The organism is Actinomadura sediminis, assembly GCF_042675525.1.
GTDB classification, from domain to species: Bacteria; Actinomycetota; Actinomycetes; order Streptosporangiales; family Streptosporangiaceae; genus Spirillospora; species Spirillospora sediminis.
The window spans coordinates 75,492-88,457 of record NZ_JBHTJA010000003.1 but is presented as its reverse complement, the minus strand read 5'-3'; the positions used below and the strand labels follow the sequence as shown (position 1 = coordinate 88,457).

The 12,966-nt window shown below is 72.6% G+C and carries 7 protein-coding genes; 3 read left to right on the top strand and 4 right to left on the bottom strand.

Going from position 1 to position 12,966, the window contains the following annotated elements; translation table 11 throughout:
- Positions 1 to 243: 243 nt before the first annotated feature.
- Together ACFQ11_RS03405 and ACFQ11_RS03400 are read left to right on the top strand one after the other, a co-directional pair.
- Positions 244 to 1,770: a CCA tRNA nucleotidyltransferase gene (locus ACFQ11_RS03405; protein ID WP_378296368.1), complete on the top strand. Its 1,527-nt coding sequence runs from the start codon at positions 244 to 246 to the stop codon at positions 1,768 to 1,770.
- Entirely contained in the window at positions 1,767 to 3,095 is a 1,329-nt protein-coding gene (locus ACFQ11_RS03400; protein WP_378296276.1) for an adenosylmethionine--8-amino-7-oxononanoate transaminase, read from the top strand. Before ACFQ11_RS03405 ends, ACFQ11_RS03400 begins: the two co-directional genes overlap by 4 nt.
- Before the next feature lie 25 nt (positions 3,096 to 3,120).
- Here the strand turns inward: ACFQ11_RS03400 and ACFQ11_RS03395 are convergent, their stop codons facing one another.
- From ACFQ11_RS03395 to ACFQ11_RS03380, 4 genes are all read right to left on the bottom strand, one after another.
- Positions 3,121 to 4,410 (bottom strand): MFS transporter, encoded by a 1,290-nt coding sequence (locus ACFQ11_RS03395; RefSeq protein WP_378296275.1) that lies wholly within the window; start codon positions 4,408 to 4,410, stop codon positions 3,121 to 3,123.
- A 56-nt stretch (positions 4,411 to 4,466) separates the two neighbouring features.
- On the bottom strand, positions 4,467 to 6,248 hold the full coding sequence (locus ACFQ11_RS03390; RefSeq protein ID WP_378296274.1) for an ABC transporter substrate-binding protein: 1,782 nt from the start codon (positions 6,246 to 6,248) through the stop codon (positions 4,467 to 4,469).
- Between the two features lie 185 nt (positions 6,249 to 6,433).
- Positions 6,434 to 7,513: an inositol-3-phosphate synthase gene (locus ACFQ11_RS03385; RefSeq protein ID WP_378296273.1), complete on the bottom strand. Its 1,080-nt coding sequence runs from the start codon at positions 7,511 to 7,513 to the stop codon at positions 6,434 to 6,436.
- 72 nt (positions 7,514 to 7,585) lie between these two features.
- Positions 7,586 to 8,206 (bottom strand): PadR family transcriptional regulator, encoded by a 621-nt coding sequence (locus tag ACFQ11_RS03380; RefSeq protein ID WP_378296272.1) that lies wholly within the window; start codon positions 8,204 to 8,206, stop codon positions 7,586 to 7,588.
- Between the two features lie 1,572 nt (positions 8,207 to 9,778).
- On the opposite strand from ACFQ11_RS03380, the gene ACFQ11_RS03375 reads away from it, so the two are divergent.
- The gene (locus ACFQ11_RS03375; protein ID WP_378296271.1) at positions 9,779 to 12,349 is read left to right on the top strand and encodes a transglycosylase domain-containing protein; all 2,571 of its coding nucleotides are present in this window, start codon (positions 9,779 to 9,781) and stop codon (positions 12,347 to 12,349) included.
- The last annotated feature ends 617 nt before the right edge of the window (positions 12,350 to 12,966 follow it).

Genomic DNA, 12,966 nt, shown 5'->3' with positions numbered 1-12,966 from the left:
GGCGGACCGGGGGCCTGCGGTGTCCCGCTACCGTTGTGGTGCGGGAGGCTCACCGGCGGTCGTGTCGGCGTCATCGGGGCATGTCCAGAACGTAACCCGGGGATCGCGCCATGTGAAGGGCCCGCGTCCTTCTTCCTCCGGCCGCGTCCCGCAAGGGCTCCCGTGCGCGTCCCCGTGGACCGCCGAAAGTCCTTTGTCAGCCCGTCAATCAAGGAAATACGCTCGATGGCCGTGCCCAATCAGGTGCCCAACCCAGACGCGAGCCCGGAGTCCCCGTTGCCGAACGACGACGCGAACGACGAACCCGCGGCGTCCGGCCGGAACGGGACGCCGGAGGTCTCGCGGACGCAGCGCACCGCGATCGCCGAGCTGCTGCGCCGGATCGCCCCCGTCGCCGACGAGCTCGGCGAGCGCTTCGCGGCCGCCGGACACGAGCTGGCCCTCGTCGGCGGGCCCGTCCGGGACGCGCTGCTGCGCCGCCCCACCAAGGACGTCGACCTCACCACCGACGCGCCGCCGCCGCGCATCCTGGAGATCATCGACGGCTGGGCGGACGCCGTCTGGACGATCGGCATCGAGTTCGGCACCGTCGGCCTCCGCAAGAACGGCGTCGAGCTCGAGATCACGACGTACCGCAGCGAGTCCTACGACCCGAAGTCGCGCAAGCCCGAGGTGTCCTACGGCACGTCCCTGCACGAGGACCTGCGGCGCCGCGACTTCGCGGTGAACGCGATGGCGGCGCGGCTGCCCGGGCACGAGTTCGTCGACCCGTTCGGCGGCCTCACCGACCTGCGGCGCGAGGTGCTGCGCACCCCCGGCCGGCCCGAGGACTCCTTCAACGACGACCCGCTGCGGATGCTGCGCGCCGCCCGGTTCGCCGCGCAGCTCGGCTTCACCGTCGCGCCCGACGTCGTCGCCGCGATGACCGGCATGGCCGCGCGCATCGAGATCGTCTCCGCCGAGCGGGTCCGCGACGAGCTGTCGAAGCTGGTCTGCGGCCGGTACCCGCGGGAGGGCCTGGCGCTGCTCGTCGACACCGGCCTCGCCGCGCACGTCCTCCCCGAACTGCCGAAGCTGCGGCTGGAGATCGACGAGCACCACCGGCACAAGGACGTCTACGAGCACTCGCTGATCGTCCTCGAGCAGGCCATCGCGCAGGAGGAGGACGGGCCCGACCTGGTGCTGCGGCTCGCCGCGCTGCTGCACGACATCGGCAAGCCGAGGACCCGCCGGTTCGAGTCCGGCGGGCGGGTGTCGTTCCACCACCACGAGGTCGTCGGCGCGAAGATGACCCGCAAGCGGCTGTCCGCGCTGCGCTACCCGAAGGACGTCGTCGCCGACGTGTCCCGCCTGGTAGAGCTGCACCTGCGGTTCCACGGCTACGGCACCGGCGAGTGGACCGACTCGGCCGTCCGCCGGTACGTCCGCGACGCCGGCCCGCTGCTGTCCCGGCTGCACAAGCTCACCCGCGCCGACTGCACCACCCGCAACCGGCGCAAGGCCGACCGGCTCCGCCGCACCTACGACGACCTCGAGGCGCGCATCGCGCGGCTCGAGCAGGAGGAGGAGCTCGCCGCGATCCGCCCGGAGATCGACGGCAACGAGATCCAGGAGATCCTCGGGATCAGGCCGGGCCCGCTCGTCGGCCGCGCCTACAAGTTCCTGCTGGAACTGCGGCTCGACCGCGGCGTCATCGGCAAGGACGCCGCGAAGGAAGAACTGCTCGCCTGGGCGCGCGCCGAGGGCGTCGCCGGGGAGGACCGGTCGTGATCTCCCTGCGGCTCGGGCGGATGAGCCCGCACGAGACCGAGCGGATGCTCGACTTCGACCGCGAGCACATCTGGCACCCGTACGCGCCGATGCCCGCGCCCGTCCCCGCCCTGCCGGTCGTGTCGGCGTCCGGGGTGCGGCTGACGCTCGCCGACGGCACAGAGCTGATCGACGGCATGTCGTCCTGGTGGGCGGCCGTGCACGGGTACCGGCATCCCGACCTGGACGCCGCCGTCACCCGGCAGCTCGGGAAGATGTCGCACGTCATGTTCGGCGGGCTCACGCACCCGCCCGCGGTGCGGCTCGCCGAACGGCTCGTCGAGCTGACCCCCGAACCGCTGACCAAGGTGTTCTTCGCCGACTCCGGGTCCGTCGGCGTCGAGGTCGCGATCAAGATGGCGCTGCAGTACTGGCGGTCGCAGGGCAGGCCCGAACGGCACCGGCTGCTGACCGTCCGCGGCGGCTACCACGGCGACACGTTCGGCGACATGGCCGTCTGCGACCCGGTGAACGGCATGCACCACCTGTTCAGCGACGTCCTCGCCCGGCACGTGTTCGCGCCGCCGCCCCCGCTCGGCTACACCGCCGACCCCGACCAGGGCTACCTGGACGAACTCGCCCGGCTCGCCGACGCGCACGCCGGCGAACTCGCGGCGATCATCGTCGAACCCGTCGTGCAGGGCGCGGGCGGCATGCGGTTCTACGCCCCCGAGTACCTGCGGGCCCTCCGCGACATCGCCGACGAGCACGGCATCCTGCTCGTCCTGGACGAGATCGCCACCGGGTTCGGCCGCACCGGCGAACTGTGGGGCTGCGACCACGCCGAGGTCTCCCCCGACATCATGTGCCTCGGCAAGGCCCTCACCGGCGGCTACATGACGATGGCCGCGACCCTCTGCACCGACCGGGTCGCGCACGGCATCACGTCCGGTGAAGCGGGCGCGCTCATGCACGGGCCCACGTTCATGGCGAACCCGCTCGCCGCCGCCGTCGCCTCCGCGTCCATCGACCTGCTCCAGACCCGCGACTGGCGCGACGAGGTCGACACCATCGAGGCGATCCTCACCAGCGAACTCGACGGCGCCGCCGGGCTCCCGGGCGTCGCGGACGTCCGCGTCCTCGGCGCGATCGGCGTCGTCGAGGCGGACGAGCCCGTCGACGTCGCGTCCGTCCAGGAGATCGCGATGTCGTACGGGGTGTGGCTCCGGCCGTTCGGCCGGCTCGTCTACACGATGCCCCCGTACGTGTGCACACCGGACGAGACGACGCACATCGCCGCCGCCCTCCGGGCGATCGCCGAGTCGTTCGGGGAGACCGGGGACTAACCGACCGGGGACTAACCGACCGGGACTAACCGACCGCGGCCCGTTCGGGCGCGCGCGCCGCCATCGCCCGGTACACGATCGTCCCCACCCCGTACGCGACGATCACCAGCGCGAGCGCGAGCGGCGCCCGCCCGTCCGCGGGCAGCAGCGTCGCCGCGACCGCCGCCGCCAGCGCGAACACGGCGTTGAACAGCATGTCGTAGACGGCGAACACCCGGCCGCGGAACCCGTCGTCGATCGTCTCCTGCAACGTCGCGTCCACGCACAGCTTCACGCCCTGCGACACCACCCCGAGCACGAACGCGCCCGCCGTCCACGCCGTCTCGTCGAACGGCAGGCACAGCACGAACAGCCCCACCGCGCCCGCGGCCAGCAGCCCGGACGTCCACGCGTCCTTGCCGATCCGCCGCACCACCGGCGGGGTGAGCACCGCGCCGGCGAAGAACCCCGCGCCGGACGCGCCCAGCATCACCGTGAACAGGGCCATGCCCGCGTCCGCGTCGTCGGAGAAGCGGTACCGGCACAGCAGCAGCGTCATGATCAGCACGACGCCGTACAGGAACCGGTGGAACGAGATCGCGCCGAGCGCGAGCGCCGCCTGCGGGCGCCGCGCGAGGTGCCGCGCCCCGTCGCCGAGGCCGTCCAGCACGCCGCCGATCGCCTGCCGCGCCGACCCCGCCGCCCGCTCGGCCGCCGGCGGGCCCAGCCTCCCGCGCGGGAACGCCGTCGCGACCGTCCCGGCCAGCAGGTACAGCCCCGCGGACGCCGCCAGGATCGCGGCCGTCCCGGTGTGCCCCGCCCCGAACGCCCAGCGCAGCAGGGCGCCCACGCCGCCGCCGACGAACGCGATGATCGTCCCGGACGTCACCGAGAACGCGTTCGCGAGCACCAGCTCCCGGCGCCGCACCACGTGCGGCAGCCCCGCCGACAGCGCCGCGAGGAAGAACCGGTTCACGCCGAGCACCAGCAGCGCCCCGAGGAAGAACCCGGCGCCGTCCCGTCCGGTCGCGACCAGGGCCGCCACCAGCAGGACGAGCGCGGCGCGCAGCACGGGCGCCCACACGAGGATCTGCCGCCGCCGCCACCGGTCGATGAACACGCCCGCGAACGGCCCCAGCACCGAGTACGGCAGCAGCGTCACCGCGAACGCCGCCGCGGCCTCCCCGGCCGTCGCGCGCTGCTCGGGGGAGAAGAACACGTAACCGGCGAGCGCCACCTGGAACACGCCGTCGGTGAACTGCGAGGCCAGCCGCGTCGCGTAGAGCCGCCGAAAGTCCCGCCCCCGGAGGATTCCCCGCAACTCACCAGCCTTCACCCGCTCACCCTACGCTCCCCCTCCACCGGGGCAGCCGGGGCGGCCGGGGCGCGGTGTCAGTCGTCCTCGGCCAGCCAGATCCGGGTGTAGTCGTAGCCCGCGGTGGTGGGCAGGAAGCGGGCGTTGCGGACGCGGGACGAGCGGAAGATCGAGTGGTCGCGGTTCAGCAGGGGGACGATCGCGGCGTCCTGCATGATCAGGGCGTCCGCCTGCCGCCAGCACTCGGCGGCCTCCTCGGGACCGGACGCCGTCAGCGCGGCGTCGATCAGCTCGTTCACGCGCGGGTTGTTGTAGCCGCCGTAGTTCGTCGATCCGTTCCCGTAGGTGCGGCCGTCGAAGAGGGGCTGGATGATCGAGCGGCCGTTGTTGCCGTACCAGTCGGGCGTCCAGCCGGGCGCGGCGATGTCCCACTGGCCCTCGCGGGCGCGGGCCGGCGTGGTGATCGTCCCGCCGTAGAAGGAGCCGCCCGCGTCGGGCACCAGCTCGGCCGTGACGCCGCAGGACGCGAGGTTCTCGGCGATCGACTCCGCGAACAGCTTGTGCAGGCTGTTCGTCCGGTAGGGGAACTTCAGCGTGAGGGACGGGTGTCCCGCCCGGGCGAGCAGGGCGCGGCACTTGGCGGGGTCGCCCGAGTCGCCCGGCGTCGGGTAGTGGTTGGCGGCGGCGTGGCCCGAGTTGCCGGGCGGGATGACCGTGTGCAGCGGTTCCGCCACCGCCGGGCCGCCGACGATCTTGACGAGCGCGCTGCGGTCGATCGCGTACTGCAGCGCCCGGCGCACGTCCCGCTTCCCGAGCGCGCCGCCGTTGTTCGGGCTCAGCAGGTTGAACACCAGGTAGGGGCTGCTGCTCGGCGTCTTCATGATCGCGAAGCGGGGGTCGTCGCGCAGCCGGGGGATCGCGGACGTCGGCACCGGCTGGTCCCACGCGAGGTCGGCGGTGCCCTGCTCGATCTGCTGCTGCACGGCCTCCGGCGAGTCCTGGCCGAGCGTGATCCTGATCCGGGCGACGTGCCGCTCGCGCAGCGGGTCGCTCTGCGGCCGCCACGCCGGGTTCCGGGCGAGCACGTACGAGATCCCCGGCCGGTACTCGACGATGCGGTACGGCCCGTTCGAGATCGTGTGCCGCCGGAAGTCCGGGCCGTCCGGGACGAACCGGTCGTACTCCTGCGGCGCGGCGGCGGTGAACGGGAGCGCGAGGAGGTGCAGGAAGTCGCTCGCCGGGTCCTTCAGTTCGAAGACGATCGTGCGGTCGTCCTTCGCGCGGACGCCCTCGATCCCGTGGTCGCGCTGGTAGGCGGCCATCGCGGCGGGATCGCGCGGATCGACCTTCAAGAAACCGTCACAGAACGCCTGCATCCCCACGAGCGTGGACACGTAGTAGCCGCGGCCGATCGACGGCGCCGCCGGATTGCACAGCCGCTCGAACCCGCGGACGAAGTCGTGCGCCGTCACCGGGCGCGGCGGCTCGGTGTCCCACAGGACGTCCTCGCGGAGCCGCACCGTGTACGTCTCGCGGTCCTCGCTGACGCCCCCGTTGTCGCGCGTCGGGACCCGCACCGCGACGTCCGGACGCACCGGCGTCGCCTCCGCGAACTCGTTCGACGCCCGCGTGCCGAACAGCGTCCGCGCGAACGTCCGGACGAGCCCGTACGCGCCGACGCTCGCGACGGACGCGGGGTCGAGGTGCTCGACGTCCGACGACCCCACGATCCGGAGCGTGCCGCCGTCCCGGACCGGTTCGTCCGCCGACGCGCCCTCGCCGCTCCCGCCGACGCAGCCGGTCAGCCCGGCCGCGAGCACGGCGACCCCCGCCGCCGTCTTGACCACCGCACCTGCCATCACGCCTCACCTCGAACCCGTAACCGGAGCGTGCAATCACCGGCGGTGTCACAGTAGAGGCAGAGCGTGACGCAAGGGCGTCACATCACGGTTTTCTCTATAGAAGCAAAGGACGCCCCGGCGGTGACGAGTGCACCGCCGGGGCGTCCTCAGGCCTGGCGTGGACGGGCGTGCGCCCGCCTGTGTCAGCGGTCGAGCTCGCCCGCGATGAACTGCTCGACGGCGTCCCGGGCCTCGTCGTCGGTGTACTGCACCGGCGGCGACTTCATGAAGTAGGAGCTCGCCGACAGGATCGGGCCGCCGATCCCGCGGTCCTTGGCGATCTTGGCGGCGCGCACCGCGTCGATGATGACGCCGGCGGAGTTGGGGGAGTCCCACACCTCGAGCTTGTACTCGAGGTTCAGCGGGGTGTCGCCGAACGACTTGCCCTCGAGCCGCACGTACGCCCACTTGCGGTCGTCCAGCCACGGCACGTGGTCGGACGGGCCGATGTGCACGTCGGCCTTCGCCATCTCGTGCGGGATCTGCGACGTCACCGACTGCGTCTTGGAGATCTTCTTCGACTGGAGGCGCTTGCGCTCCAGCATGTTCATGAAGTCCATGTTGCCGCCGAAGTTCAGCTGGTAGGTGCGCAGCAGCTCGACCCCGCGGTCCTCGAACAGCTTGGCCATCACGCGGTGCGTGATGGTCGCGCCCACCTGCGACTTGATGTCGTCGCCCACGATCGGCACGCCGGCCTTGGTGAACTTCTCGGCCCACTCGGGGTCGCTCGCGATGAACACCGGCAGCGCGTTGACGAACGCGACCTTCGCGTCGAGCGCGCACTGGGCGTAGAACCGGTCGGCCTCCTCGGAGCCCACCGGCAGGTACGACACCAGCACGTCCACCTCGGCGTCCTTCAGCGCCTGCACGACGTCGACCGGCTCGGCGTCCGACTCCTCGACCATGTCGAGGTAGTACTCGCCCAGGCCGTCCAGGGTCGGGCCGCGCTGCACGGTCACGCCGCTCGGCGGGACGTCCGCGAACTTGTACGTGTTGTTCTCGCTCGCGTGGATGGCCTCGGACAGGTCCATCCCGACCTTCTTGGCGTCGACGTCGAACGCCGCGACGAACTCGACGTCGCCGACGTGGTAGTCGCCGAACTGGACGTGCATCAGGCCGGGAACCCGCGTCTCGGGGGCCGCGTCCTTGTAGAACTCGACACCCTGGACGAGCGAAGAGGCGCAGTTGCCCACACCCACGATGGCTACGCGCACCGAACCCATCCGGTTGCTCCTTCTCCTGTTGCGGAACATGTGGTGTTCTTCACCCGACCTCGAGGGCGCCGGACCACTGGGTCAGCGGCCCTTCTCCCGAGGCATGTCCTGATCAAATTCCGAAGATTTGGCTAGTTTTTCCTGCTCGGCCCGCTCGCGGCCGATGAGCTCGTTGAGCCACCGGACCTCGCGCTCGACGGACTCCAACCCGTGGTTCTGCAACTCAAGGGTGTAGGAGTCGACCCGTTCCCGGGTCCGTGCCAGCGCGGCGCGGAACGCCTCCAGCCGCTCCTCGAGCCGGCTGCGCCGGCCTTCGAGGATCCGCAGCCGGACGTCGGCGCGGGTGTGCGAGAAGAAGGCGAAGTGCACGCCGAACCCCTCGTCCTCCCAGGACGCCGGGCCGGCCTCGGTCAGGAGCTGCTGGAGGCGCTCCTTGCCGTCGGCGGTGAGCTTGTAAACGATCTTCGACCGGCGGCTCTGCAGCGCGAGCGGCACGTTCGGCTCCTCCGGCCGGTCCTCCATGATCAGTCCCTTGGCGAGGAGCTGCTTGAGGCACGGATAGAGGGACCCGTACGAGAACGCCCGGAACATGCCCAGCAGGGCGTTGAGCCGCTTGCGCAGCTCGTACCCGTGCATCGGGGACTCGTGCAGCAGTCCGAGCACGGCGAGCTCCAGCACGCCCGCGCCCTTCCTGGCCGCCATCCCGGTTCCCTTCGCAGAGCCCGATGTCTCAGTTCGATGTATCGAGTGAATGTATCGACTCGATACATCGCAAAGATACGTACCGGGGCGCGTCATCGCAAGCCGACCCCGAACGCGGGCCCCGGGAAGTGACTCTCCGCACGTGTTTCCGTGCGCTCCGAGTGCCTCGCCGGACGCGTCGCCGCACGCGGGCGGACCGTCCGGCTACGAAGAGTGCGGAGGGCCCGGGAATACGGTGAATTTCGGGTCTATGTGGCCGAAGTGTGTCAAAGTGGCGCTTGCAGCCATCCGGCGATGTCGCACGCCCCCCGGTCGCGGGCACACGGGCCCGAACCACGGACGATCAGGGAGGGAAGGCGCCGACCGAAGTGTCGGTGAGGGGACGTCGACCAGCCGGAACGGAGTACCGCCTTGCACAGCGCTCCCCCCGCTCACCAGCCCGCACAGTACTCTTCGGACGGCGCACGAGTCGGTGTCCCCTGTTGATGAGGTCGTGTGAGTAATCCAAGCCAGCCCCGACCGGAGTCCGGGTCGCAGTGGCCGGGCGGGCAGCACCTTTCCCGCCCCGGCGACCCGGAGGCTCCCGCCTCCGCCGAACCCGCGGGGGAAGTCGACGCAACAGCGATCTTCGGTCCCCCGCCGGGCACGCCCCCGAGCACGCCGCCGCCAGCCGGGCCGTCCGACGCCCTCGGCGGCTTCGACCTCCCGGGCGCCCCGGGCCCGGGGTCCGCCGGCGGCCCCGGCCTCGGCGAGGCGACCATGCGCGTCCCGCCGGGCCCGAACCCGCCGGGCGCATCCGTGCCCGGACCGTCCGGCGCCGGTGCGGGCGCGCCGGATGCGGGCGCACTAGATGCGGGCCTGGGCGACGCGACCGTGCACGTGCCGTCCGGATCGGACCCGTTGGGCGGCCCGAGTGCCGGTTTCCCGGGCGTCCCGCCGGCCGGCGGTCCCGGTTCGTCCCTTCCGGAGCCGCCCGCGAGCGCCCCGGGAGCGGGCTTCGGCGACGCCACCGTGAACCTTTCCGGCGCGGACCCGCTGAGCGGCTTCGGCGGCGCGTCCCCGGGAGGCGGCCTCGGCGACGCGACGATGCGCGTCTCCCCCGGCGGCGATCCGCTGGGCGGCGATCCGCTGGGCGGCGATCCGCTCGGCGGCGGTCCGGCGGGCGGTGACCCGCTGGGCGGCGGTCCGCTCGGCGGTGACCCGCTCGGCGGTGGCCCGCTCGGCGGCGGTCCGGTGATGAACGGCCCAGGCGGTTTCGGGAGTGCGCCGGGGGCCGATCTGGGCGACGCGACCATGCACGTGCCGTCCGGCGGGGACCCCCTCGGCGGGCCGCCGGCCGGTGGCCCGCCGGCCGGTGGCCCGCCGGCCGGTGGCCCGGCGGGCGGACCCGCGCCGTTCAACGGCGATCCGGGCGGCGGCACCGGCGACGCGACCGTGCACGTCCCCCGTGGCGGGGACCCGTTGGGAGCACCTCCGGCGGGCGGCCTCGGTTCCTCTCCTCCCGCGAACGTTCCGGGGGCGAGTCCCTCGGCGGGCGGCGGTCATCCCGTGACCGGGCCTTCGGGTCCGGACGTGCCGGGCGCCGGACGGGGCACGCCGTCTCCGGAGACGAGCCTGGACGTCTTCCGCGGTGGGGCGCCCGCGTCCGGGCCGCCCGGCACGGGAGCTCCGGGCGGCTTCGGCGGCGCCGCGATGGGCGCGCCGGGGGCGTCTCCGGGCGGAGGGGCCCAGACGACGGCGACGGATCCGCCCGCGAAGGCGGTCGCCTTCGGGTCCGGAGGCGTGCCGGGCGGCCCCGGCGGCCCCGGTGGTCCGGGCGGCCCCGGCGGGGCCGGTGGGCCGGGCGGTCCGGGCGGGCCCGGGAAGGGGAAGCGCGGCGTCCTCGACCACCTGCGCTCGCGCCGCACCGGGTGGCGGCGGTTCCTGCCCTCGTGGAAGGTGGTCAGCGGCGCCTTCGTGCTCGGGATCGCGAGCATCGTCACGCTGGTGTGGGTCGCGTACTCGAACACGCCGACGCCCGCGGAACCGACGGTCGAGGGCGTCCAGGACCAGGCGTCGATCTTCTACTACACCGACGGCACCGAGATCGGGCGGATCGGCAAGAAGCGGCAGAGCGTCGACCTGGAGAAGGTGCCGGAGGTCGTGCAGAACGCGGTGCTGGCCGCGGAGAACCGCAGCTTCCGCACCGACCCCGGGTTCTCGATCAAGGGCACCGCGCGGGCCGCGTGGGACAACCTGACCGGCGGCTCCGGCGGCGGCTCCACGATCACGCAGCAGCTCGCCAAGAACTACTACTCCGACCCCAACAACCGGACGATGAGCCGGAAGTTCAAAGAGCTGTTCATCTCGGTGAAGCTCGAGGAGAAGTACACCAAGGACGAGATCCTCGAGCTGTACCTGAACACCATCTACTTCGGCCGCAACACGTACGGGATCCAGGCGGCGTCCCGGGAGTACTTCGGCAAGGACGTCTGGGACCTCAAGCCCGACCAGGCCGCCCTGCTCGGCGGGCTCATCCAGCACCCGAACCGCGACCCCGCCGAGAAGCAGTGGCGCGAGTGGGCGCAGGGCCGCTACGAGTACACCCTGGACGGGCTCGTCGGGATGGGCGAGATGAACGCGGCGGACGCCGAGAAGTACAAGAAGAGCTTCCCGAAGCTCCTCCCGCGCAACGCCGGCGACCAGCTGTACGAGGGCCAGCGGGGCTACATGCTGATGCGGGCCAAGGAGGAGCTGCGGCGGCTCGGCATCGACGAGCAGGAGCTGACCACCAAGGGCCTGCGGGTCTACACGACGTTCAACCGCAAGCGGATGGCGGACGCCAAGAAGGCCGCCGAGGAGAGCATCGCGCAGGTCGACCCCAAGAAGCTCGCGAAGAAGGACATCCAGGTCGGGCTGGTGTCGGTCAACACCGAGAACGGCGAGGTGATCGCGTTCTACGGCGGGCCGGGCTACCTGGAGCAGTCGTTCAACACCGTCTGGCAGGGCTCCGCGCAGGCCGGGTCGGCGATGAAGCCGTACGTGCTGGCGACGGCGCTGAAGCAGGGGTACAGCCTCAAGAGCCTCGTCGAGGGACGGTCGAAGACCCCGATCGACGCGAACGGCAACGTCGTGCCGAAGGGGACGGCGGGCGCGACGGTCGTCCCGAACACGCACGACGTCGGCCCGGCGATCACGCTGACGAAGGCGCTGCAGGAGTCGGTCAACACCGCGTTCCTGCAGCTCGCCGGGAAGGTCGGCCTCGACGAGGTGAAGGAGACCGAGACCGATGCGGGCATCTCCCCCGACCTGCTGAAGCAGCACGTGGGGATCAACCTCGCGCTGGGCGTCAACGACATCCGGGCGATCGAGCAGGCGGCGGGGTACCAGGCGTTCGCCAACGGCGGCGTCTACCACGAGCCGCACGTGATCCGCGTCGTGAAGCAGAGCGACAACGAGACGGTGCGGCTGAAGCCGAAGTACGAGTCGCGGCGGATCTTCAGCAAGGGCGTCGCGGCGGACGCGACGTACGCGATGCAGCAGGTCGTCCAGGGCGGCACGGCGACGGCGGCGCGGCTGCCGGACGGACGGGACGTCGCGGGTAAGACGGGCACCACGGACCGGAACGTGTCGTCGTGGTTCGTCGGCTACGTGCCGCAGGTGTCGACCGCGGTGACGATGTTCAGCGACGCGAACGGGCCGGACGGGAAGAAGAAGTCGGTCGTCCTGCCCGGCATCGGCGAGGTCGAGGGCGGGACGATCCCCGCGCGGCTCTGGCGCGCGTACATGACGCGGGCCACCAAGGGCCTGGAGGCCAAGTCGTTCCCCGAGCCGACGTTCAGCGGGATCACGCAGAAGTGGGCGAAGCCGCCGAAGCCGAAGAAGCCCGAGAAGCCGGAGTGGTGCGACGAGCCGTGGGGCAACCTCGACCCGCGGTGCCGCGGCGAGGGCGGCGGCAGGGGCGGCGACAAGCCGCCGTGCCAGTCGCCGATCCCGAACGGCGAATGCGACATCCGCAAGCCGCCGAGCGACCCGCCGCCGCAGTGGTGGTGCCAGATCAACCGGGGCGCCGAGCAGTGCCGGCAGCGCGACGGCGGCCGGGGCCGCGACACCGAACTCGAGGACGTCCGTCCCCTGCTGCCGCTCGGCAGGCCGCCGGAGTGAGGCGGCGATGACCGATGAACCGGCCCGCGGCGCCCGGGGCGCCGCCGGGCGTCCCGCCGCCGCGGTCCCCGTCCGATCGGGGTGTGACATGAATTATGATCGCGTGCCGCGGCGGGCGGCGCCGTCCGCCGGCGTCGCGCGTTCGGCCGCCGCCGCTCGGCCGGGCAGGTCGGGCCGGGAATCGGGCATCGCACCGGAACGGTCCGGACGAACCGGCACCGGATGGCATGATCGAGGTCGATCGACCCCCACGGGGGCCGGGAGCGTCACCGCTCCCGCCCCCACGTCCGCACGTGCGCAGTACCCTCTGACGACGCACAGCCGTACCCCAGTTGATGAGGCCGCGTGAGTAACCCAAGCCGATACGGACCGGAATACGGAGACAGCCCGGGCCGCAGGCGCGCCCCCCGCCCCGGCCCTTCCGGCGGTCAGCGCGGGAACGCCGGGGGCTCCCCCATGCCCGGCAGGCAGCCGCGGCCGGGGCCTCGCCAGGGCGGGCGCGGCGGCCCGTCGCGCGCCGGAGGCCCCCCCGGGGGCCGGCGCCGCGCGCAGCCCGCCGCGATGCCGGCGGGCCCCCCGCCGGGGCGCGGTCCAGGAGGGGCCGGAGGCCCTGGACG

Excerpts from the sequence above, each read along its gene's own strand:
- ACFQ11_RS03390 (WP_378296274.1), bottom strand. The coding sequence starts at position 6,248 with ATGGCAGGTGCGGTGGTCAAGACGGCGGCGGGGGTCGCCGTGCTCGCG.
- ACFQ11_RS03385 (WP_378296273.1), bottom strand. The coding sequence starts at position 7,513 with ATGGGTTCGGTGCGCGTAGCCATCGTGGGTGTGGGCAACTGCGCCTCT.
- ACFQ11_RS03380 (WP_378296272.1), bottom strand. The coding sequence starts at position 8,206 with ATGGCGGCCAGGAAGGGCGCGGGCGTGCTGGAGCTCGCCGTGCTCGGA.